Origin of the sequence: Anaerocaecibacter muris, from assembly GCF_943192945.1 — a bacterium.
Classification (GTDB): domain Bacteria; phylum Bacillota; class Clostridia; order Christensenellales; family Pumilibacteraceae; genus Anaerocaecibacter; species Anaerocaecibacter muris.
Genome location: NZ_CALPCE010000001.1, coordinates 93,641 through 115,239, shown reverse-complemented (window position 1 = coordinate 115,239; position 21,599 = coordinate 93,641). Strand labels below are relative to the sequence as shown.

General features: G+C 51.8%; 21 protein-coding genes. 4 read left to right on the top strand and 17 right to left on the bottom strand.

The annotated features are described in order from the left end of the window. The first annotated feature begins 104 nt into the window (after positions 1–104). The gene (locus NFR57_RS00450) at positions 105–938 is read left to right on the top strand and encodes a DUF2188 domain-containing protein (protein ID WP_251181866.1); all 834 of its coding nucleotides are present in this window, start codon (positions 105–107) and stop codon (positions 936–938) included. Between the two features lie 142 nt (positions 939–1,080). On the opposite strand, the gene proS is transcribed toward NFR57_RS00450, so the two are convergent. The 3 genes from proS to NFR57_RS00435 all read right to left on the bottom strand — a co-directional run bounded on the left by proS (position 1,081) and on the right by NFR57_RS00435 (position 3,403). Beyond that, positions 1,081–2,529, bottom strand: a complete 1,449-nt coding sequence (gene proS, locus NFR57_RS00445) for a proline--tRNA ligase (RefSeq protein WP_251181865.1) — start codon at positions 2,527–2,529, stop codon at positions 1,081–1,083. A 103-nt stretch (positions 2,530–2,632) separates the two neighbouring features. Beyond that, positions 2,633–2,890, bottom strand: coding sequence for a hypothetical protein (locus NFR57_RS00440; protein WP_251181864.1), 258 nt, complete (start codon positions 2,888–2,890; stop codon positions 2,633–2,635). A gap of 57 nt (positions 2,891–2,947) precedes the next feature. Continuing rightward, on the bottom strand, positions 2,948–3,403 hold the full coding sequence (locus NFR57_RS00435) for a hypothetical protein (RefSeq protein ID WP_251181863.1): 456 nt from the start codon (positions 3,401–3,403) through the stop codon (positions 2,948–2,950). 120 nt (positions 3,404–3,523) lie between these two features. Between NFR57_RS00435 and NFR57_RS00430 the strand changes: the two genes are divergently transcribed. Further along, positions 3,524–3,748: a helix-turn-helix domain-containing protein gene (locus NFR57_RS00430; protein ID WP_251181862.1), complete on the top strand. Its 225-nt coding sequence runs from the start codon at positions 3,524–3,526 to the stop codon at positions 3,746–3,748. A gap of 15 nt (positions 3,749–3,763) precedes the next feature. On the opposite strand, the gene NFR57_RS00425 is transcribed toward NFR57_RS00430, so the two are convergent. The 7 genes from NFR57_RS00425 to NFR57_RS00395 form a co-directional block, all read right to left on the bottom strand. Continuing rightward, on the bottom strand, positions 3,764–5,092 hold the full coding sequence (locus NFR57_RS00425) for a sensor histidine kinase (protein WP_251181861.1): 1,329 nt from the start codon (positions 5,090–5,092) through the stop codon (positions 3,764–3,766). Then, on the bottom strand, positions 5,089–5,772 hold the full coding sequence (locus tag NFR57_RS00420; protein WP_251181860.1) for a response regulator transcription factor: 684 nt from the start codon (positions 5,770–5,772) through the stop codon (positions 5,089–5,091). The genes NFR57_RS00425 and NFR57_RS00420 overlap by 4 nt, the downstream gene beginning before the upstream one ends. A gap of 48 nt (positions 5,773–5,820) precedes the next feature. Next, positions 5,821–7,245 carry a pyruvate kinase gene (gene pyk / locus NFR57_RS00415; RefSeq protein ID WP_251181859.1) on the bottom strand — a complete coding sequence of 475 codons (1,425 nt, stop codon included), beginning with the start codon at positions 7,243–7,245 and terminating at the stop codon, positions 5,821–5,823. A 120-nt stretch (positions 7,246–7,365) separates the two neighbouring features. Beyond that, positions 7,366–7,959, bottom strand: a complete 594-nt coding sequence (locus tag NFR57_RS00410) for a hypothetical protein (RefSeq protein ID WP_251181858.1) — start codon at positions 7,957–7,959, stop codon at positions 7,366–7,368. A 155-nt stretch (positions 7,960–8,114) separates the two neighbouring features. Further along, a complete protein-coding gene (locus NFR57_RS00405; RefSeq protein WP_251181857.1) occupies positions 8,115–10,076 on the bottom strand; it encodes a heavy metal translocating P-type ATPase in 1,962 nt (653 codons plus the stop codon). A gap of 29 nt (positions 10,077–10,105) precedes the next feature. Then, entirely contained in the window at positions 10,106–10,327 is a 222-nt protein-coding gene (locus tag NFR57_RS00400; protein ID WP_251181856.1) for a cation transporter, read from the bottom strand. A gap of 11 nt (positions 10,328–10,338) precedes the next feature. Next, a complete protein-coding gene (locus NFR57_RS00395) occupies positions 10,339–10,722 on the bottom strand; it encodes an ArsR/SmtB family transcription factor (protein WP_251181855.1) in 384 nt (127 codons plus the stop codon). Between the two features lie 192 nt (positions 10,723–10,914). Here NFR57_RS00395 and NFR57_RS00390 point away from each other — a divergent pair, with 192 nt between their 5' ends. Further along, positions 10,915–11,319: a C-GCAxxG-C-C family protein gene (locus tag NFR57_RS00390; RefSeq protein ID WP_251181854.1), complete on the top strand. Its 405-nt coding sequence runs from the start codon at positions 10,915–10,917 to the stop codon at positions 11,317–11,319. A gap of 111 nt (positions 11,320–11,430) precedes the next feature. Here the strand turns inward: NFR57_RS00390 and NFR57_RS00385 are convergent, their stop codons facing one another. The 6 genes from NFR57_RS00385 to NFR57_RS00360 form a co-directional block, all read right to left on the bottom strand. Further along, positions 11,431–12,045 carry a hypothetical protein gene (locus tag NFR57_RS00385; protein WP_251181853.1) on the bottom strand — a complete coding sequence of 205 codons (615 nt, stop codon included), beginning with the start codon at positions 12,043–12,045 and terminating at the stop codon, positions 11,431–11,433. Positions 12,046–12,085: 40 nt separating this feature from the next. Continuing rightward, on the bottom strand, positions 12,086–13,507 hold the full coding sequence (locus tag NFR57_RS00380; RefSeq protein WP_251181852.1) for a nicotinate phosphoribosyltransferase: 1,422 nt from the start codon (positions 13,505–13,507) through the stop codon (positions 12,086–12,088). Continuing rightward, on the bottom strand, positions 13,500–14,054 hold the full coding sequence (locus tag NFR57_RS00375; protein WP_251181851.1) for a hypothetical protein: 555 nt from the start codon (positions 14,052–14,054) through the stop codon (positions 13,500–13,502). The genes NFR57_RS00380 and NFR57_RS00375 overlap by 8 nt, the downstream gene beginning before the upstream one ends. Continuing rightward, a complete protein-coding gene (gene lgt, locus NFR57_RS00370) occupies positions 14,032–15,129 on the bottom strand; it encodes a prolipoprotein diacylglyceryl transferase (protein ID WP_251181850.1) in 1,098 nt (365 codons plus the stop codon). The genes NFR57_RS00375 and lgt overlap by 23 nt, the downstream gene beginning before the upstream one ends. Positions 15,130–15,272: 143 nt before the next feature. Continuing rightward, the gene (locus NFR57_RS00365; protein WP_251181849.1) at positions 15,273–16,520 is read right to left on the bottom strand and encodes a VanW family protein; all 1,248 of its coding nucleotides are present in this window, start codon (positions 16,518–16,520) and stop codon (positions 15,273–15,275) included. 77 nt (positions 16,521–16,597) lie between these two features. Then, positions 16,598–17,980 (bottom strand): CCA tRNA nucleotidyltransferase, encoded by a 1,383-nt coding sequence (locus tag NFR57_RS00360; RefSeq protein ID WP_251181848.1) that lies wholly within the window; start codon positions 17,978–17,980, stop codon positions 16,598–16,600. A 112-nt stretch (positions 17,981–18,092) separates the two neighbouring features. Between NFR57_RS00360 and NFR57_RS00355 the strand changes: the two genes are divergently transcribed. Beyond that, a complete protein-coding gene (locus NFR57_RS00355) occupies positions 18,093–18,854 on the top strand; it encodes an alpha/beta hydrolase-fold protein (RefSeq protein ID WP_251181847.1) in 762 nt (253 codons plus the stop codon). A 150-nt stretch (positions 18,855–19,004) separates the two neighbouring features. On the opposite strand, the gene NFR57_RS00350 is transcribed toward NFR57_RS00355, so the two are convergent. After that, positions 19,005–21,599 carry a transglutaminase domain-containing protein gene (locus NFR57_RS00350; protein WP_251181846.1) on the bottom strand — a complete coding sequence of 865 codons (2,595 nt, stop codon included), beginning with the start codon at positions 21,597–21,599 and terminating at the stop codon, positions 19,005–19,007.

Genomic DNA, 21,599 nt, shown 5'->3' with positions numbered 1-21,599 from the left:
CGCGTTAATTTCCATAATTTGCGCACAATAAAATTATAATAATTATTGACAACCCGATATGACGGTGATATAATTATATAAAACAGCATTGACGGAGGAGAGATATGACGTTTTTTGAAACAATGACTTTTACCTTAACGGGAATGAGCGGACTGGATAAATTCTTTTACGAAAAGCTCGGTTGGACATGGATATTGAGCTATGCCGCATTACTGGCTGTTGTGGTTGCGGCGCTCGCGCTAATACTGATAATAACGCTTATTATAGTAGCCGTGCGCCACAGCAAAAACAAAAAGAAAATCAAAAAGCTGATAGCGCAATCGGGCGACGCCCAACCCGTTGACGAAGCGAAACTGCGCAACGAACTCCGCGCCGAACTCGAACCGACTATACGCGCCGAACTGGAACGCGAATATCAGTCCACACAACCGGCGCTTAACGATCGCGCGGCGCAACAGATAGCCAAGCTCAACGACGAACTGCGCCAAAAAGACGCGCGTATCGCAGAGCTTGAAAAATCGTCGGAACGTAAAGTCGATAACGACGAACTGTTTAAAACAATAAGCGATCTCAACCGTTCCAATAAGGAATTGCAAGACGACGTAAACAAGCTCAAAGCGGAAACCGCACGGGCAACCGAATCGCGCGCGGCGCGCACGGCTAAAAAACCCGCAAGCGTGAGAGAACCCGAGTACGACGACGATGACGACGACGAATATTACGACGATTACGGCGACGCATCTTCGGCGATTAAAGTTACGCTTAAATACGACCGTATAAAAATGAACTGGGTAATATTGCGCTCGGACACAGACCGCACTTATCGCAGAGTAGCGACCAAGCAAGAAGGTTTGCCCGTCGCAAAAGACCTCGCCCGCCGCTTGCACGCACAGCTCGTCGTGCACAAAAAGGACGGCAAGTTCCAAAAACTCTCTTAATAAAGCTAAAACAAAATCCGCGAGGACAAACGCCTCGCGGTTTTTGTTTTGCTTAATTTAATGCGACAACTTTACCGCTTTACGATAACCGCCTTTCCCTTTACTTTTACAAGAACACACTTTCCAACGATATTACAAAATATCAATACGCTCGCGCGAAATAAATTCTGCGCTTTGCTTTTTTTCCGCAACACACGCAGGTATGTTCGCCGACGTGCGACTGGTCGGCGTGGAACACGCGCGACGTGGCGGCGTACTGCTGTTTTATCTTGTCCTCGCACTCTCTGTCCTCGCACCAATACGCGTCGCAGAAGTTTCCGCCGTCGAGCGCTTTTTCCATTTCTTCCATGGACGATACCGGCACGATATGTTCGGTCGTAAACGCTTGCGCTTTTTCGAGCATATCCGCGGAAATATCGTCGAGCAGTTTGACCGTGCTTGCGGCTATACCGCCGTCGATAGGCATGGTAAACTTTTCGGAATTATCCCTGCGGCAAACGGTCACAACGCCCGAAGCGAGATCGCGCGCGCCGAGTTCGATGCGAACGGGCACGCCGCGCAACTCCCAATGATTAAACTTGAACCCCGGCGACTGCTCGCCGTTATCGACCGTTACGCGCACGCCCGCGGCAACAAGGCTCGACTTGATTTCTTCGGCTTTGACCGCAACGTCGGGATTTTTAGCCGCGCCGATAGGAATAATGACAACCTGAACGGGCGCGACCTTGGGCGGCAAGCACAGTCCGCGCTCATCGCCGTGCGCCATGATAATCGCGCCGATAAGCCGCGTGGAAATACCCCAGCTCGCCTGATACGCATACTTGTGCGTTCCGTCCTTATCCAAAAACTTGACGTCGAACGCCTTGGCAAAATTATCGCCGAGGTAGTGCGTGGTTCCCGACTGCAAACTCTTGCCGTCTTTCATCATAGCTTCCATGCCGTAAGTCGCAACCGCGCCCGCAAACTTTTCCTTTTCGGACTTTTGGCCGGTAAGCACTGGCAAAGCGAGTACGTCGTTGGCAAGTTCTTTATAGACTTCGAGCATTTCGAGCGCGTCGGCGTTAGCTTCCTCGGCGGTGGCAAACGCGGTATGCCCCTCCTGCCAAAGAAATTCGCTCGTCCGCAAAAACGGACGCGTGGTCTTTTCCCAGCGCACAACGTTAGCCCACTGATTGAGCTTTAACGGAAGATCGCGGTAAGATTCGATCCACTTGGAATACATGTTGCCGATAATCGTTTCGGACGTCGGGCGAAGCACCAGCTTTTCGGCAAGCTCGGCGTTGCCGACGTGCGTAACGGTAGCGACTTCGGGCGCAAACCCCTCGACATGTTCCGCCTCGCGCATGAGGAACGACTGCGGAATAAGCATGGGAAAATACGCGTTGTTTACGCCGTGCGCCTTGAACCGCTTGTCCGCTTCCGCTTGTATAAGCTCCCAAATAGCGTAGCCGTAAGGTCTGAAAATCATCGTTCCCTTAACGGGTCCGTAATCGCAAAGCTCGGACTTTAAGCACACGTCGGTGTACCACTTGGTGTAGTCGGCTTTGATGTCGGCTATCTGATTGACAAACCTGTCGTTATTACCTGCCATGATAAACTCCAAATTAAATATATAACAAAGTTTATCACACTACTCGACGTTTAGTCAAGTATATCCGCCTCAATCATATACTAATGCAATACAAATTGCACGATTACAACAGCATTGCCGCGGCAACGACGACTCCCGCCCCCGGCAGTCCGAGCAACCCCACTATAAGCGCGTTAAACGCGTTTACGGGCAAAACAATAATGTTAAACGCCGACAGCCCCGCTATCAACGCCCCGCCCGCTAGCGAGTTGATAAGCACCCGCGCAACCCCGCGCGTCTTTAACCGCGTAACCCATACGACGGTGCCGACAAGCGCGACCGCGGCTATAAATATTAAAATAGTTTCCCAACCGAATTTCACGTTAATATTGTATGCGCGAAAATCAAAAATAGGACAAGTCGACCCGAAAAAATTTCGCTATTCTTGTTTTTCCTTGTTTCGTCCGCCGCTACCGATTTTAAATTTTTCACTTAATTTAATACGTCGGAATTTGCAATCGAATTGATACAAACACGCAGTAAACCATTCGTAATAAACCATAAAAGCGCTCCCGTCGTAACCTTTTTTTATCTCGCTCTCGCATTCAGTCAACATTTCCCCCATTTCATTAAAAAACGCGCACTCATACGGCGAGTTTCTTATTATTCTCCGTATCTTAAACTCCGAAACAAGTATGATTTCGAGCAAAAGCGCATTGAACATAAGATCATCGCTTACACCCTTTCTGTTTTTGTTAATATATTCCGTTAAAAATTGGCTGACCGTATCGCAAGTGGGTTTGTATATGCCCCGCATATATCGATTATACGCCTTAATCAAGATCCAGTCTTGGGGATTGTACATCTTATCGCCTACTACATACAGTCTACTCATGTTATACTCCTTGTCACGTCTTATTAAAGTATAAACTTATTTTCCTATTTTGTCATAAAAGTACAAGTATCTTGTAACATCGACAAAAAGGTATAAAATTATTTTATTCTTATTTTAAGAATGGTGACAAGGATTACGGAAAATATAAAATACTACCGTAAGCAACTTGGTTTATCGCAAAACGAGCTTGCCGTTAAACTATGCGGAAAAAAAAGCCTTGTCAGCAACTACGAAAACGGATACAGCACGCCCGATATATACACATTATGCAAACTCGCCGAGATTTTCGGAATAACGCTCGACGAACTTGTAGAATACAGCGACGACGAAAACGACAATAAATAAAATTTTCTATTTTATTCAATATAACGCTATTTTAAACTTACTGCCCACGCCGAGTTCGCTCTCGACGGTTATTTTGCCGCCCATCATTTCGACTATCGACTTACAGATAGTCAAGCCCAGTCCGCTCGAACCCGATTCCCTGCCGCGCACTTTGTCGCAACGGTAAAACCGTTCAAAGATGTGAGCTTGGTCGTCCTTGGAAATTCCTATGCCGTTATCCGCTACGGACAGTTCCACATGCCCGTCGGTTTTTGTTATATTGAGTTTTATAACGCCCGCTTGCGGCGGAGTGTATTTTATGGCGTTGTCCACAAGCGTGCGCACCGCCTCGGTTATAAGGTTTTTATCGGCGTTCAGCGTGACCGAAACGTCGCCGGTAAGACTGATGTCGTGTTTGGCGTTGACCATTTTATAACCGTCAACAACGTCCTCAACCGTTTCGTAAAGATTAAACACCGAATTGTTAAGCGTAAAATTGCCGAGCTTTGCAAGCCATAAAAGCTGGTCCACAATCCTTTTCATATTCTCGCTTTCGCGCGCTATCGCTTCTACCGACTCGTCCAAAATTTTTGGGTCGTCCTTGCCCCAACGTCTTAACAGATTTGCATATCCCGCAATTACGGACAGCGGCGTTTTAAGTTCGTGCGAAGCGTCTGAAACAAAGTTCTCTTGCCGCTCGAACGCCTGTTGCAACGAATCGAGCATGGCGTTGATTTGGTCGGTAAGCTCCGTAAGCTCGTCTTGCGAATCGACCGCGTCCACGCGCGCCGACAGATTTTCGTCCGAAATTTCCTTTATTCTGCGCGTGATTTTGCGCACGGGTCCTATCATGTACTGACTTGAAAAGCCGCCGAGCACTGCGCCGAGCACGATAAATACAGCGACAAGCACGGACGAAGTTATTATAAGCCTGTGCATGTATGCCGCGGTCAAGCCTTCGCCGCTTTCCACTAATTTATTTATGCTTGCAAGCACGAAAACCGAATATCCGATAATCATCAAGCCGAAAACAAGCGTAAATACAACCGTCGTTTTTGCGGTTATGCCCAGTCTGAATTTTTTAAATAGCGCGCGCACGCCCAGCACGATAAGCGTGAGCGGAAACAACAAAACCGCGACGACAATCAACGTGATTTCGACCGCGGTATATTTTTTCTTGACCATGGGCGCGTTTTCGCTTTTTATTTCGGCAATGGTCTGTTTAACGGCTTCCCGCTTTTCGTCGTCGCCGACGCGCGGGGTCGCGCCGCCCGCAGGTTCGACCACAGGCTCAACCGCGTCGCCGTTGCCGTTTTCGCCGTCGGCTTGCGCGTCTATTTGTTTGTCGTCCGTATTGCCGCTCATCTTATTACGTAACCCGCGCCGCGCACGGTTTCTATAAGATTGACGTTATACACGTCGTCTATTTTGGATCGCAGATACCGCACGTACACGTCCACGACGTTGGTACTGCCGTAAAAATCAAAGCCCCAAACGGAGTCGAGCAACTGTTCGCGGCTGACCACTATATTTCTGTTTTGCATAAGATATTCGAGCAAGTCGAATTCTTTTTTCGTAAGGTCTATGGCATGCCCGTCGTAAGTCGCAATGCGCGCCGCCGAGCTTACGGACAGCTTGCCGCAAACCATATCGCCCACCGCCGCCTGCGTCGCGGCGCGTTTGGTGTGAAGCCGTATGCGCGCCAAAAGCTCCTCTATGGCAAACGGCTTGGTCATATAGTCGTTTGCGCCTATGTCAAGCCCCGTCACTTTGTCCACAACCTGATCGCGCGCGGTAAGGATTATTACGGGAGTTTGCTTGACCTGTCGCAAACGGCGCAAAACTTCTATGCCGTTTAGCGAGGGCAACATCACGTCCAAAACAATCAAATCGAAATCTTGCGCGAGCGCCGCGTCGAGCGCCGCTCTGCCGTCGGCGCAAACCGAACACGCATAACCCTCGTGTTCCAGTTCCAACTGCAAAAACCGCGAAATCTGCGCTTCGTCCTCGACGACCAGTATATTTTTTTTATCCGCCTCGTTCATATTCCCTTTTCCTCTATTCCTCGCTGTCGCACGTTTCGGGCGCGCGCGTCAGTTAAACTTTTTTATGTATTCGATACGCATGGTGTTGGTATTGCCCGAAACGCCCACGGGCACGCCCGCCGCGATAACCACGAGATCGCCCTCGGACACGCAGCCCGTATTGAGCGCGCAAGTGATAACGTGCTTAAACAATTCGTCGGACGATTCCTGCATTTTGCTCAACGTAGGAATAACGCCCCAGTTCATAGCGAGCTGATTATACGCCTTTGCCGAAGTCGTCGGCGCGATAATGGGCGCGGACGGACGGAACCGCGAAATTTTGCGCGCGGTATAACCCGACTGCGACACCGCAATAATCGCCTTTGCGTCAAGGTCGAACGCCGCGGCGCAGGTGGAGTGCGACACCGCGTCGGTCACGGTTTTTATTTCGGGGTCGAGCGTGCGGAACCGTTTTTTATAGTTAATGCCGCTCTCGGCGCGCTCGGCTATTGTCGCCATAGTGTGCACCGCTTCCACGGGGAAATTGCCCGCCGCCGTTTCGCCCGACAGCATGATTGCCGAAGAACCATCGTACACCGCGTTGGCTACGTCCGAAATTTCAGCGCGCGTCGGGCGCGGATTGGAAATCATGGATTCGAGCATTTGCGTCGCCGTGATAACCTTTTTGCCCTGACGGTAGCACCGCGAAATTATGTCTTTTTGTATTCCGGGCAGTTCCTCGAACGGGATTTCCACGCCCATATCGCCGCGCGCGACCATTACGCCGTCGCACTCCGCGAGTATGGACATTACGTTCTCCACGCCCGAACGGTTTTCAATCTTGGCTATGAGCTGAATATTATTCGCGTCGTGCTCGTTCAATAGCCGCTTGACTATTCGCACGTCCTCGACCGAACGCACGAACGACATGGCTATATAGTCCACGTCCTGCGCTATGCCGAATTCTATGTCCGCGCGGTCCGCATCCGAAAGGTACGGCATATCGATAAATGTATCGGGCAGATTGATGCTTTTGCGGTCGGAAAGATGCCCGTCGTTCATTACGGTAGTGATAATATCGGTCGAGCTTATGCTGTCTACCGACAGTTCGATAAGCCCGTCGTTGACAAGTATGCGCGCGCCTTTTTTGACGTACTTGGGCAAATCCTCGTAAGTAACCGACACGCACTTTTCGTCGCCCTCGACCTCGCGCGTGGTGAGCGTAAACTTATCGCCTTTTTTAAGTTCGACCTTGCCGTCCTTAAAAGTCTTTATGCGAATTTCGGGTCCTTTGGTGTCGAGCAGGATAGCCACGGGCATGCCGAGTTCCTTGCGCGCGCGTTTGACCATATCTATACGCCGCTTGTGGTCGTCGTAAGTGCTGTGCGAAAAATTGAGCCGCGCGACGTTCATGCCCGCGCGCACCATGTTTTTAAGAACGGCATAATCTTCCGTTGCGGGTCCGAGCGTGCAAACGATTTTGGTTCTGCGCATAAATTTGCCTCCGATAAGTAAAGTAATAAATAATTTCCGCCGCGTTATTAACGCCGTATTTTTTATACTGTCCCAAAGCGAACTGACGAACGCCGTTCGTATCCGCCGACGAATATAAGTTTAAAGCACTTCTTTGACGCGCTGAACAAGCATTGCCCGCTCGTCGCCTTTGACCTTTTGCACAAGCGACATCAACAACGCGGACTGTTTGCGGTTGAGTTCGACTTTGCGTTGCGCGTTCTTTTTCATCATTTCGATAAAGAACTTATCCAAAAACTTAATCATATACTCGCCGTAGGACACGCCCATAGCTTCGTTTTTGGCGACGTTTTTAAGTATTGCGTCCACCGTTTCGGTCTTGTTTGCGACGAGCAGGTTGACGGGCAGGTTAAACAATTCCCCGTCCGCCGCCGACGGCGAAAACCCAAACACCGCGCGTTGAACGACCGCGCGATCGACTACCGTCTTTAACGCTTTGGGCGCATTAGCGGCATAAAACAACTCGAACGCTCTGTCTATGTACAGCCGCGCGACCGCTATATTCTTTAAGTCCGCGTCGCTGCGAATAAGCATAAACTCCCACAAATCCTCGGCAAAGGCGTAGTCGAGTTTTAACAGCGCGCCGAAATACTTATCGACAGCCGCTTGTTTGAGTATGTCCGAATTAAAGAATTCGCTCAATATTTCGTAGTGTTTAATCTGTTTTGCGTTCATGATTTCCTCTCTTTGTATTATATGGAAATTATACAACACAAAACCGCCGAAATCAAGCGTTTTGGCGGTTTACAAGCATATTAGTTGATTACGTATCGCCGAAATACCGCGATTTTTGCGCCGTGCGCCCGTTTATGCCGTTTTAGGCAACAGAGCTATCGCGAGGCGGGCGGCGTTTGCGCGACCGTCTTTGCGCGCTTATCCCTTGCTGTTTTTACGTTGAGCGCGCGCATTGCGTTGAGTATCGCAAGCACCGCAACGCCCACGTCGGCAAACACCGCAAGCCACATATTGGCTATGCCGAACGCCGCGAGAACAAGCACTATCGCTTTTACGGCAAGCGCGAAAATTATATTCTGCTTGACTATGCCGACGGTCTTGCGCGCTATGCGCTTGGCAAGAACAATCTGCGCCAGGCTGTCGTTCATAAGCACGATGTCCGCCGCCTCGATAGCCGCGTCGCTGCCCAGCGCGCCCATCGCTATCCCTACGTCCGCGCGTGACAGCACGGGCGCGTCGTTTATCCCGTCGCCCACAAACGCAACCGCCCTGCCGCGCCGAGATCCGTCGTCCTCGCCGCGCTCGCGAGCGATTACCGTTTCCAACTCGGTGACTTTCATATCGGGCAAAAGCTCCGCGCGGTACTCGTCCACGCCCGCTTCCGCCGCGACGCGCGCCGCCGCCGTCCTATTGTCGCCCGTCAACATCACGGTCTTTACGCCCTGCGCTTTAAGTGCGCCGATTGCCGCAACCGAATCTTCTTTAAGCCCGTCGGCAACTTCTATCGCGCCGAGCAATTTCTCCCCGCGCGCGACGTACACGACCGTTCCCGCGCTGTCCGATATAAACCCGTCGGGGATATTCACGCCGCGCTCGCTCATAAGTTTCAAGTTGCCGCAAGCTATCGTTTCGCCGTCCGCTTGCACAACCACGCCGCGTCCCGCAAGCTCGGTCGCGCTGTCGGCGGACGACGGCGCAAACCCGTATGCTTTTGCCGCTTCCACAACCGACACGGCGACGGGGTGCAGCGAACTGTATTCCGCCCGCGCCGCGGCGAGCAAAACTTCCTCGCGCGAAACGCCGTCGGCGCACGCGACCGAAACGACCTCGAACTTGCCCTTGGTAATAGTTCCCGTCTTATCGAAAACCGCCACGCCCGCTCTGTCGAGCAGTTCCAAATAGTTGCCGCCCTTAACCAAAATACCGTGCTTGGACGCCGCGCCGATCCCGCCGAAAAACGACATAGGCACCGATATGACAAGCGCGCACGGGCACGACACTACAAGAAAAGTAAGCGCGCGCGTGACCCAGTCCGTCCACACCGCGCCGCTGTTGTACGCAATGCACAGCGGCGGTACGACCGCGAGCAACAGCGCGGCTATTACGACCGCGGGAGTATACCACGCCGCGAACCGCGTAATAAAGTTTTCGGCGCGCGCCTTTTTAGCCGAAGCGTTTTCCACAAGTTCCAAAATCTTGGACACCGCGCTGTCCTCGTACCGCTTTTGCGTGCGCACGCGCAACACTCCGCCTGTACTGATAGAGCCGGACAGCGCGACGTCGCCCGCCGTAACGGCAACGGGCGCGCTCTCGCCCGTCAAAGCCGAGCAGTCGAGATACCCGTCGCCCGCTTCTACAACACCGTCGATAGGCACTTTTTCACCCGCGCGCACGACCACTAACGAACCGATTTCCACTTCTGACGGGTCGAGCGTTATTTCGCCGCCGTCGTCCGTCGCAACGCGCGCCGTTTCGGGGCAAATGTCCATGAGCGCGGCTATCGACTTGCGCGACTTGTTGACCGCATAATTCTGAAAGAACTCGCCAACCTGATAAAACAGCATTACCGCGACAGCCTCGACAAACTCGAACACGCAGAACGCGCCCGCCGTCGCCACAATCATCAAAAAGTTTTCGTCGAAAATCTTGCCGTGAATTATGTTTTGCCCCGCGCGCAACAGCACGTCGTAACTTATAATCAAATAAACGGCGACAAAGACGATAAGCCATGCCCAAACAGGCGCGCGATCTTCCAACGTCATGTGTAACGCGAGCGCCGCCGCAAACAATACGGCGGCTATGATTATTCGCATAAGATGTCTTTGATTTTTGCTCATTATGTACCCGCTTTATGTTTTAAACAGTATCAGTCGAATTTGACCGACATATCCGGCTCTACTTTTTTGCAAGTTTTTTTAACGTCCGCAATAACGCCGTCAACCCTGCCGTCTTCTATGTCGAGCGTTATTTTTTGCGCGAAAAAGTTTACCGCCGCGGAGTTTACCCCGTCTATCTTGGACAAAGCCCGTTCGAGCTTTGCGGCGCAATTGGCGCAATCGAGATTAGCTACCTTATAAGTCTTTACCATGTCAAACCTCCTTAAAGTTCCTTGACGTGTTCGAGCGCGGTGCCTATAATGCGCTCCACATGCCCGTCGTCCAACGAATAATAAATTTCCTTGCCGTCGCGCCGCGTCTTTACAAGTTTCGACTGACGCAGTATGCGCAACTGATGCGACACCGCCGACACGCTCATATCGAGCGTTGACGATATGCACGCCACGCACATTTCCGATACCGACAACGCCGCAAGTATCTTCGTGCGCGTCGAATCCCCGAACACCTTAAACAGTTCGGCTATGTCGGTCAACACGTCCTCGTCGGGCATAAGCTCCCGCGCCCGCTTGACCGTCGCCGCATGCGCGTGCGCTTCCCCGCCGTGCTCACCGCACTCGTCATAAGTATTTAGTTTCTCGTTCGACATTACATCCTCCGTCGATATATCGATTGAACAATTATTCAAATGTTCAATAACAGTATATTATCACTTGAACGGTTTGTCAAGTGTTTTTACGAAAAAAGTCGAAAAATTTTGTCGCAAAAAAACGGAGCGGAGCGAAAGCGTTGACATATATCGGCATATATTATATAATCAGAAAAAACGGGAGCGAGTATTATGGAAAGCAGAGCGGACAAAGCGGCGGAGCTAAAACGGAGCGGCAAGTGCAACTGCGCGCAGGCTATTGCTTGCACGTACTGCGACTTTGCGGGCATGGACGAAAAGACTATGAGCGATTTGGCGCAGGGGTTCGGGTTCGGCATGGGCACGCTCGAAGGCACTTGCGGGTCTATAATCGGCGCAGGCATTGTGCTCGGCGCGCACAACAAGGACAGGCGCAAGACGGTGCAGGACATGCGCGCAATAATGACGGAATTTAACGAACGCAACGGCACGGTCACTTGCAAAACTCTTAAAGGCACGGAAACGGGCAAGCTGTTGCGCGAGTGCCCCGACTGCGTCAAGGACGCGGCGGAAATGCTGGAAAAAATCCTCGACGAACATAACGACGGAGTTAATTAAGCCGACTTATCGTAAGTCTGCCGCACTTCCCCGCCATATAAAACACAACAAAAAACAGCCTGCGACGCGTAATGCCCGTAAGCTGTTTTTAATTAGTTTCGGCGGTGCGGATCAGTCGTCCATAAGAACGCCGAGTTCGCGCATAATGTCCTTTAAGTCCTCTTTGGGGTGAAGCGCTTCGGCAAAGGAGAAGCCCGCGGGCGAACGGTCGGTATATTCGTCGTCCGTATTTTGCGGCGTGGCGGCGGCTGTTTCCCGTACAAACTCGTCCTCGTTCTCGGACTGCAAAGACGACATCAAGCGTTGCCGTTCGGTTTCGTACTGCGCCTCTATATCGCCCGCCTTGTCGAGCACTTCGGCTATCTTGCCGCTCGTCTTGCTCGCCGCGACAAGATTGTCGTCCAACGGGTACGCCTCGATTATTTTGTTATAGTAGCCTATCCACTTGTCGTGAAAACTCTTCAACTGCGCAATTTCCTGATTGTACTTTATAAGCGACACGCGTTCTATGTCGTCCGCTTTTTTAAGCGCGGCGGTAATCGCTTTGTACACGATTTCTTTTTGACTTTCGTACTCGGCAATGCGCTTTTCCGCGGCGGATAAACTCTTGCGCAATTCTTCTATGCGCTCGCGCTGGCGCATGAGCGTTTGCTCGCACTCGCGCCTTACCGCTTCCGCATAGTTGTTGAACTCGGCTTTTGAATAAACTTTCTTTTTTTCGTCCATTTCGACCCGTCTTTAAATATTATTCTCGGCTTTCGTAAAACTATTTGCTTTTGTTTTGTTTGAGAATTTTGTGCTTTAATTCGTAAAGCCCGTCCGACAGGTTTACTTTGTAAATCTGCGGGTTGTCTATGCGCTTGTACTCGTCCCAGAACTTGGCTTTTTCGGACTCGGCAAACTCTACAATCCGACCGAGCGACGGCTGTTCGTATACATTCTTGCCGTTCTCGAAAATTTTATTCAGCATGCAACGTATGCCGTAGTCTTCGAGCGTGGTTGTTTTCCAACGCTCCGTTTCGTGCGTGAGCACGAGCGGTTTTTGTATTTTTTCGCCGTCGAGCGCAATCAAGTCGGCGACAGCCATGCCGCTCGACTTGTCGTATATGCGGTACAACGTTTTTAATCCGGGGTTTGTCACTTTGACAATGGAATCGGATATTTTCATGCGCGGTTCGAGTTTTCCGTCGCGCTCGATAGCCGATAGCTTGTACACGCCGCCGAGCGACGGAGTACCTTCGCTGGTAATGAGCTTTGTGCCTACGCCGTACATATCTATGCGCGCGCCTTGGTTGTTGAGCGATTCCAAAAGATACTCGTCGATGTCGCCCGACGCCATAACGACCGCGTCTTTAAAGCCCGCGTCGTCGAGCATTTTGCGCGCGAGCTTGCTCAAATACGCAATGTCGCCGCTGTCCAATCTTATGCCGACGGGCTTGTGCCCCGCCGCTTTAAGCTCGTTAAAAACGGTAATGGCGTTTTTTATGCCCTGCACCGAATCGTAAGTATCGACAAGCAGTAAGCATGTGTCGGGATAAACTTCGGCAAACGCGCGGAACGCATCGATTTCGCTGTCGAAGCTCATGACCCAGCTGTGCGAGTGCGTGCCTCTTACGGGAATATCGAACATCTGTCCCGTTAGCACGTTGCTCGTGCCGTTGCACCCGCCGATAATCGCCGCGCGCGCGCCGTAAATACCCGCGTCCGGTCCTTGCGCTCGGCGCAGACCGAATTCCACAACGCTCTTTCCGCGCGCCGCCTGCACTATGCGCGCGGACTTGGTCGCGATAAGAGTTTGGTGACTTATGATATTAAGCAACGCGGTTTCTATAAGTTGCGCCTCGATAAGCGGCGCTTTTATGACGACAATGGGTTCTTGCGGATAAACTATATCGCCCTCGCGCACCGAATACATATCGCCCGTAAACTTAAAGTTTTTAAGATAGTCGAGGAACTGCGGGTGAAAAACTTTTAGCGACCGCAAATACTCCACGTCCTCGCTCGAAAAATGCAAATCCTTAATGTAGTCTATCGCCTGTTCCAGTCCTGCGAACACGGCGTAATTTATTTCGTCCTTTTGTCGGAAGAACAAATCGAATACAGCAGTTTGGTTTGCCTTACCCTCTAAATAATACCCGTCCATCATGGTAAGCTGATAGAGGTCTGTCATCATCGTAAGATTACGCATTTTCGTCTTTTTCCTTTCTAAAATACGATTCGACGGCGTAAGCTATAACAAACAAGCCGCCGCACGCCGCGAGCAGTCCGCCCGTAAGCCCCCAGCCGCACGCGCCCGACGAAGCGAGCGAGAACACCGCGGCAAACGCGCCGAAAAACACCATTGCTTTTACTTGCGGATATTTGGCTTCCGCAAACCATATCGAAAACACACAGCCTATCCCCGGCGCGGCGACGTAAATGGGGAAAAGATTTGAATATCCCGCCGTTGTTATAACCGCAAAAAGCGAAGTAAACCCGCAAGCCAAAATAACGCCCGCCAGCCACATAGACAGCGCGTTGCGCGCGACTATCGCGCTGAACAGCACGGACATACCGAACCCGAACAAAATAGTCGGCGCGGCGATAGCCCTGACCGACGCGGATATTACGCCCGTGCCCGCAAGCGCGAGAATAACGCCCGCGGCGACAAGCAACACGCCCATGACCGCATTACAAACGCATTTTTGCTTGCGCGTAAGCGGCAATACGACGTCAGTCGTCCCACTTGTCTTCATAATCGTCCTCCGAAGCAACCGTCGCCGTTCTATTATTATCGGAAAGTTTTTCCGGCTTTACATCGTTCCGAACGACGTCGTCGTTTTCGGCTTCCACGCGTATGGCAACGCCGTTTTTATCTACCACAACGCTCTCCGCGCCGTTCTTTTTCTTTTTACGGTCTTTAAAGAACACGATGTCGGGCATGGGGTGCGCCAACTTGGTCTTTTCGTACTCGAAGTAATCGTCGTTGAGTTTCTTTTGATCGACGAATATAAAAATCTTTTTGTCGGCTTTTTTGGCGCGCACTATGTGCGCGACGATAATCGCAACGCCGGCGAGTATAAACAAAACGCTTACGAATACGCTCACGCGCATACCGCCGAGATACAAAACGTCGTCTACCCTTATCGCCTCGATCCATGTACGCCCTATTCCGTAGTATATGCCGTAAGCCGCAAAGACGAACCCGTCGAAACTCTTGTGCCTGCCGATATACAGCCAAAACAGTATGCCGAATCCTATCAAATCCCAAATCGATTCGTACAGCGGTATGGAATAATGCCAAAGTCCGTCCCTGCCTATCATGCCGAACGGCGACCACTGTAACGCGGTGTTGGTAATGACGTTGCCGTAACCTTCGGAGTTGGCGATATTACCCCATCTGCCGACGGCTTGACCGAGGATTATAAACAAAAAGCCTATGTCTACAATCTGCCAAAACGACACGCGCTTGTTTTCGGGAAGTTTTTTGCGGTTCTTCCAAAAACGGAATATCACCGCGCCTATAAGCGCGCCGAACAATCCGCCGTAAATGGCAAGACCGGAAAGCCCCACAAAATTGCCGCTGCCGCTGTCGAAGCCCCAGAACTCCGCAAAAGTCCACTCGTTGCCCGCGAGCACGTCGAAAACGACGTGATAAATACGCGCGCCGAGTATGGCAAGCGGCAAACAGATAACTATCATGTCGATAATTACGTCGCCTTCCATGCCTCTGCGCTTGGCAACGAAATACGCGCCTACCACGCCCAGAACAATGCCCGTGGCAATCAAAAATCCGTACCAATTAAACGCGCTTAAAAAAGCATTCATCATGCCTTTATTCTATTCCTTATTTGTCTTTTTGTCAAGCGTTTAATTAAAAAGCATAACAACGGCAAAAAGATTACGTGTTTTCTCTCTGCCGTTGCCCGTATATTCTATATTTCCTACGTTTTAAAGCGTCGCTTTGCAACCGATTAAGGCGCGATCGCTACAATCTGCGGCGTGGGCTTGTATTCGTTGGCGCGAATTTTTACGCGCTTAATAAACTTGCCGTCCTTGTAGTATTTCAAATACGTTTCGCTCACTACTCCGTCCTTGCCGAGCGCGACCAACAGCCTGTCGCCGCAAACTGCGTCCGCGCCGAAATACTTGCGCTCGACGTCCACCGTTTCGAGTTCCTCGCACTTGACGGTTTTGACGGTGACGCTCTCGGGCACTATCTTGTACTCGGGCGGCGCGCCGAAAATTCTGACGTTTGCTTTTCCGCCCGCAACGCGCACCGACACGTACACGCTTCGCCCCGTGTTGTTGACGACGCGCATATCGCTTACCGAACTAATCATAGCGTCCAATCCCGCGGGGCAGTACGACGGACAAATAGAGTGCGCGTTGGCGGAACAATCGAGCCCCGCAAGAAGCGCGGCGTTATACAGCGCGGTGGACGACTGACATACTCCGCCGCCCACGCCGTCGACATACTGACCGTCTACTATTATCTTTGCGCTTTGAAATCCGTTTTCGACTGTGCGCGCGCCTACTCGGTCGTTAAACGACAATACTTCGCCTGCGGGCAATTCCATGCCGTCGAACTTTTTTAAAGCCAACGCCACGTTATGCGCCCGCGCGGGCGTGGACGTAGTAAAGTCGGTAGTGTACTCGCCGCGAAGCGTAATATTGCGCCGCAACTCGCTCTCCGTAACGGCGGGCAAAACCTCTTCCGCCGTTGCGTTTACCGCGCCGCCGCCCGAAAATTTAAGACAGCAATATATGCTCGCATACAGCTTGTTTTCGTCGAGCGCGCGACCCTTTTTGTCCTTTGTTACGCCGAACTTACTGCCGTCGTATACGACCTTTGCGTCAACAGGGTCAATGCGCAGGCTCTCGGCAATTTCGTCCACAACGTAAATTAGCCGCGGAAAACACACGCCCAGCGCGGTTTTATAGTCCGCACCCTTGGACAGACACATATCGACAAACTCGATTTTGCGGTCGAGCGGCGCGTTTATTTTTCGCAATTCTATCTGTTCCGCGACAGTAAAGTCGGACGGTATTATTTTTTCGTCGACGTACTCGAAAGTCTTTGCACCCGCCGTCACTGTCACACGCGCCGCGGGCTGTCGGGGCTCGACTTCCGCCCATGCTCGCGCGGCGAAAAACGACGAGAATAAAGTCGCCGCAAGAGCAATAACGAATATGTATTTCAATCTGCCCGTAAACTTCATACGCCGATAGTATGTCGAATAATATCGAAAATATGTAATCGCAAAATATTATTTTATCGAGCGGGCAGGCTTAAATTCTATTTGGAACGATTGCGCGAAGCGGGCGCGCGTTTGACCTGCTCGGGCTTTTTGGGCAGGCGCGCCGCCGCGCGGTTAAGCCACTCGGCATTGTTGTTTTGCGGATTGATTATGCACTCGCGCCACAGTTCTTCGAGCGCGGCGGAAATAGCCTCGCTCTCAAACCCCATGTCCGCCAAGTCCTTGCCCGAAATTTTAAGCGAGCGTTTTAGAATGGGCGCGCCCTCGGCGAGCAACTTTTCGCGCACTATCTCGAACCTGTGCGGCCGGTTGACTTCCTCGGCGTTCGCCATGCCCGTCGCGAGTTTATCCGCGCGGATAAGTGCGACGAGTTTGTCTATAAGGTCGAAGTTCTTTGCCACAAACACGCGAATTTTGGACTCGCGCGCGTCGCCGCGCATGTCGTACATGTGCAGACTGCACAGACGAACCACCTGTTCTATAACGTCGTTGGGATAGCGCAAGCGGTTTAGGATTATGCGCGCGGCTATGCCCGAACTTTTTTCGTGACCGTGAAAATTGCCGAATTTTTGGAAGCAGTACGGCTTGCCCACATCGTGCAACAACGCCGCGAGCCGCAAATTATGTACCGGCGCGGCATTTAGCACGCACCTGAACGAGTGTTCCATAACGTCGTATTTATGATACTGTTCGGGCTGCGCAATGCCGTCGCAACCCGCTATTTCGGGAATAAGATACTTCCACAGTTCCAGTTGCTTCAACAGCCGCAGTCCGCGATATTGCGCGTTTGCAACGTCGTTGACGGTGTCCGCATACAGAATTTTATCAAGCTCCATGCGCTTGCGCTCGCTTGTGATGTCGTTCAGCCTGTCGTTCATGGCTTTTGCGGCGCGCGCCGTTTCGCCCTCTATCTTAAAGTTAAGCTCGGCGGCGAGCCGAACAAGCCGCAGCAACCGCAGTCCGTCCGACTCGAAAACGTGCTTGTTGCAGCCGCGAAGAATTTTTTGTTCCGCGTCGCGCACGCCGTTGAGCGGGTCGATAATTTCGTCGCGCTTGACGTCGTAATATATGGCGTTGCAACAAAAATCCCTGCGTTGCGCGTCGGCATTGAGATCGGTAGTAAAACTGACGTGCACGGGCGTATGCTCTCCGCCCGCCCCGTATACTTCCACGCGGAAGGGCGTATATTCGTACTTAACGCCGTCGTAAACAAGCTGCGCCGTGCCCATGCGGTGATTAACCATGTTCATGGACGTGTGCGGCGGCAAGTTAAGCGCGAGCGCGGGCACGGGACCCGCAATGTCTATATCCGTGCATTTATAGCCGCATAAATTATTGCGCACGTAACCTCCGACCACGTACACATTTTCGGCAAGACTGCTTATAAACTTGGCAGACTTCTCTTCGAGTTGAATTTTCATATACCGCGATTATACCACACGCAAATTACAAAATCAAGGCTTTTGCGCAATTTGGGAATAAATATTGACAATTCCCGCGCTCCGCTGTATAATTAACCGAAGGCGGTGAACAATGAAACGCAAATACGAAATAGCAGTGCTCTCCAAAGGCGCATACGCGCGCACGGTAAGACTGTACGTTCCCCAAAAAGCCGACCGCGCGATAATCATGCACGACGGGCAAAACGTGTTCTACGACGAGGACGCGGCGTATAAAAAAAGCTGGCGCGCAATAGACGCGCTTAAAGCGGCGGGCGTAAAAAACACGGCGATAATCGGTATCGACAGCGTCGGCGCAACGCGGAACGACGATTATTTGCCGTTCCCCACCGAACTCGACAAATACGGCTTGCCGCTATGCGGCGGCAAAGCCGAAGTATACGCGGACTATATCCAAACCATAATAATCCCCTACCTCGACAAACGCTTCGGCTTTAAGTTTTACGCCATGGCAGGGTCGAGCGCGGGCGCGAACATGACCGCATACTATGCGGCAAAACTCGATCCGCGGTTAAGAGCTTACGCCATGTTTTCCGCAGCGCTTTTCGTAAGCCCGCAAGCATACGGCAAATTTTTGAACGAAACAAAATTCGACCCAAACGCACTGTATGCCGTTTACGCGGGCGGGAGCGAACAAACGGGCGAAGTTCCCGACCCCGAAATAATCAAACAAGTGCCGCAATTATTCGTAAACGACGCGTTCGATATAACAAATGCTTTACGCGCGTCGGGCGCAACAAACATAACGCTCGACTACAATCACAACGGCGTTCACGACGAAACGTGTTGGCGCGACCCGTTTAAACTATTTGTTAAAAATTTTGCCGACCTTTAAATACAACTCGCAACCTTATCGCTCATATAATTAACGCAAACAAATAACGGCATAAGCCCGCAAGCAGCGAATCTTATGCCGTTTTATTTTGCGCCGATATTCGGTTTTGACTTTTCGCCGCGCGAGTAGTACGCGCATTGCGATTTATCACTATTTTAACAGTATGAGCATAATATTGTCGTAAGTTACGACCTTGACGGTAAGCGAAGAATTTTCCGCATTGACTGCCGCCGTTACGACGTCGAGTATCGCGCTGTCGGACAATGTAAAACCGTTTTCGGAATAGACTTCGACGCCCTGATAATTTATTGCGTACTGTCCGCCGTTCACGCCGCCCGCAATTCGGACGGACGATCGCGACTTGTACGCCTTGGCTACGTTTCTCGCTATTTCGCGCATGCGTTCGCGCTCGTTCTGCCCGCCCGCGATATAGCAGTCTATAACCGCGTCGTTAAAGGTCATGTCCTTGTACACGTTGAGCTTGCGCCGAGCCGTTGCGGGCGCGTACACGATAGAGCTTTCGTCGTTCATATAAGGTTCGTAATGCGTACTCGAAATATCCGAGTCGGTTACGAACAAATAGTCGTGCAAGCCCAGTTCGTAAACGGACGACTTGTTGCCGTCGAGCGTGAGCGAACCTTGCGAATCGCCCCACGTGCAGTCAACGACGTACCACGCGCCGTCTATAAACACCTTGTTCCAAGCATGCCCGCCGAGGTCGTATATCGACGATCCCGCCTCGCCCACGACGCGCACGCAAGGTATTCCCTCTATATTGCACATAAGCGCATACGCCTTGCTCATGCCGTCGCAAACGGCGTAAGGCGGATATACCACTCCGCCGATAGACGTACTGCCGTCGCCCAGCACGCCTTCGAGATAGTATGCCGAATACTTTTCGCCGCCCGACGATACCTCTGTCGCGGGCGTGTCGTAAGCAACCCTCCACATAATCCAGTCGTATATCGCATGCGCCTTTTGCATGTCGGTCATATCGTCCGAACAAATTTCGCGCAGTGCCGCTCGCGCAAGCTCGTACAGCGTTTCGGCGGACGATCCGGACTTGGGCAACGGCTTTACGCCGCGCTCCGCCGCAAGATACAGTTCGTCGGAATATTCGACCGCCGCGGAATATTCACGCTCGTCAATCGGAAAAACATGACTGTCGGGACGGTATTTGTTTTCGTCGTAATTGATGTGCGGAAGCACGGCGTGGAGCTGTTTGGAATACCCCTCGCCGAACATGCCCGCGGACGATTTGCGCGACGGATTGTTGACGGTATTTACTGTGAACGAAGTGCGCATAACGTTGTTTTTGAACGTCGTTTTTATGTTCTTGTACAGCCCGCTCGTCGCGGCTATCGGGAACGCGTCGTTCCACAACGCGTCCTTATCGTACATGTCGTAAGCTATATAACAGTCAAACGACACGCTCGGCTCGTTCACCGTTTTGGAGCGGAAATTAACGTAGTATTCGACAAGCTCGGTATACTCGACGTCGGACGTGACGTAAAGATCGCCGTTAAGACAGCGCGTTTCCAAGTACGGTTTTGCCGCCGACGGAAGTTGCGTAAACGTGTAATATTCGGAATACTCGCCCTCGGTTAGCGCGTCGCCGTCGCCCAGCGATTTGACGCGCACGCGATACGATCGTCTGCCGGAATCGCTTGCGCACAGCGAAATTAACTGCCCCGCGTCAAACCCGTTGCCGTCGAACAAATCTTTATACGCGGCGGAGTTTTGCGAAAACGTAGCCGCCAAGCCCGTCGGCGAAGTTATTTCCACCTGCGCGGCGCCCGCGACTTCGTACCGCACATACACATGCGGGAAAAGGTTGTCAAACTCGACCGTCGGCGCGGCGGGAGTTGCTGCCGCGCCCTTAAATACTGCGTCGGTTGAATACACGCGCACGCCGTTCACTTCGGCGGCTATCGTATGCCTGCCCGCGGCGGGTCTGTAAGAAAACGCGAGTTCCGATCCTTCCGATATAATTTTACCGTTGTCGTACCAAACAATATAATCGGGCGGGTTTGCGCCGTTGCCGTCGCCGTCCACTCGAACTTTAAAATCTATATCGGAATAGGGCGCGGCGGTTTGATTAAGCTCCCCGTCGCACTCGACCGAGGCGGTCACCGGATAGTAAACGCGCACTATTAGCGAACAGGTAAAATCTCCGCACTTCGCCGTTACAGAAAACGCGCCCGCACCTGTCGGCGTGTACTTAAACGGTTCGTCTGCGTACCCCATTTCTTTAAGCCGCCCGCCGACGTACCACGCCACGGACGAAGACGCAATACTACCGGTCGCCGTTGGCATGAACGTAATTTCGGATAGTTCGCCCATTGTTTGGACAAGCGCGCCGTCCGTTTCGACCGTAAACGCGTCCTCTTGTTTTTGTTTAACGGTCACGCGCAAAACGTCGCTGTCGTAACCCGTGCTCGCCTTTACGGTAGCCGTACCCGCGCTTTTAGCCGTAACCGTAGAGCCTGAAATCGTAACGACTTTCGGGTCGGACGAAGTCAAAGTATAGTCGGTCGAATCGCAATCTATAATGTTTGCAAGGTTGTATCTTTCGCCCACTTGTAACGTAATGCTACTGCGCGTAAAGTCGATAGAGCCGTCGCCGTCGTCCAATAAAGAACGAAAAAGCGAACACCCGCCGAGCGCAAAAACCATCACGGCGGAAATAACCGCCGCCGTCGCTACACGCAACGCTTTAAAAAACGCATGACTTTTTTTCGTCAT

What these genes read in the sequence shown, in the direction of transcription:
- NFR57_RS00430 (WP_251181862.1), top strand. Translation starts at nt 3,524, where the DNA reads ATGGTGACAAGGATTACGGAAAATATAAAATACTACCGTAAGCAACTT.
- NFR57_RS00420 (WP_251181860.1), bottom strand. Translation starts at nt 5,772, where the DNA reads ATGAACGAGGCGGATAAAAAAAATATACTGGTCGTCGAGGACGAAGCG.
- NFR57_RS00355 (WP_251181847.1), top strand. Translation starts at nt 18,093, where the DNA reads ATGAAACGCAAATACGAAATAGCAGTGCTCTCCAAAGGCGCATACGCG.
- NFR57_RS00450 (WP_251181866.1), top strand. Translation starts at nt 105, where the DNA reads ATGACGTTTTTTGAAACAATGACTTTTACCTTAACGGGAATGAGCGGA.
- NFR57_RS00410 (WP_251181858.1), bottom strand. Translation starts at nt 7,959, where the DNA reads ATGAACGCAAAACAGATTAAACACTACGAAATATTGAGCGAATTCTTT.
- NFR57_RS00435 (WP_251181863.1), bottom strand. Translation starts at nt 3,403, where the DNA reads ATGAGTAGACTGTATGTAGTAGGCGATAAGATGTACAATCCCCAAGAC.
- NFR57_RS00425 (WP_251181861.1), bottom strand. Translation starts at nt 5,092, where the DNA reads ATGAGCGGCAATACGGACGACAAACAAATAGACGCGCAAGCCGACGGC.
- proS (WP_251181865.1), bottom strand. Translation starts at nt 2,529, where the DNA reads ATGGCAGGTAATAACGACAGGTTTGTCAATCAGATAGCCGACATCAAA.
- NFR57_RS00365 (WP_251181849.1), bottom strand. Translation starts at nt 16,520, where the DNA reads ATGAAGTTTACGGGCAGATTGAAATACATATTCGTTATTGCTCTTGCG.
- NFR57_RS00400 (WP_251181856.1), bottom strand. Translation starts at nt 10,327, where the DNA reads ATGGTAAAGACTTATAAGGTAGCTAATCTCGATTGCGCCAATTGCGCC.
- NFR57_RS00360 (WP_251181848.1), bottom strand. Translation starts at nt 17,980, where the DNA reads ATGAAAATTCAACTCGAAGAGAAGTCTGCCAAGTTTATAAGCAGTCTT.
- NFR57_RS00385 (WP_251181853.1), bottom strand. Translation starts at nt 12,045, where the DNA reads ATGGACGAAAAAAAGAAAGTTTATTCAAAAGCCGAGTTCAACAACTAT.
- NFR57_RS00395 (WP_251181855.1), bottom strand. Translation starts at nt 10,722, where the DNA reads ATGTCGAACGAGAAACTAAATACTTATGACGAGTGCGGTGAGCACGGC.
- lgt (WP_251181850.1), bottom strand. Translation starts at nt 15,129, where the DNA reads ATGATGAATGCTTTTTTAAGCGCGTTTAATTGGTACGGATTTTTGATT.
- pyk (WP_251181859.1), bottom strand. Translation starts at nt 7,245, where the DNA reads ATGCGCAGAACCAAAATCGTTTGCACGCTCGGACCCGCAACGGAAGAT.
- NFR57_RS00390 (WP_251181854.1), top strand. Translation starts at nt 10,915, where the DNA reads ATGGAAAGCAGAGCGGACAAAGCGGCGGAGCTAAAACGGAGCGGCAAG.
- NFR57_RS00350 (WP_251181846.1), bottom strand. Translation starts at nt 21,599, where the DNA reads ATGACGAAAAAAAGTCATGCGTTTTTTAAAGCGTTGCGTGTAGCGACG.
- NFR57_RS00375 (WP_251181851.1), bottom strand. Translation starts at nt 14,054, where the DNA reads ATGAAGACAAGTGGGACGACTGACGTCGTATTGCCGCTTACGCGCAAG.
- NFR57_RS00380 (WP_251181852.1), bottom strand. Translation starts at nt 13,507, where the DNA reads ATGCGTAATCTTACGATGATGACAGACCTCTATCAGCTTACCATGATG.
- NFR57_RS00405 (WP_251181857.1), bottom strand. Translation starts at nt 10,076, where the DNA reads ATGAGCAAAAATCAAAGACATCTTATGCGAATAATCATAGCCGCCGTA.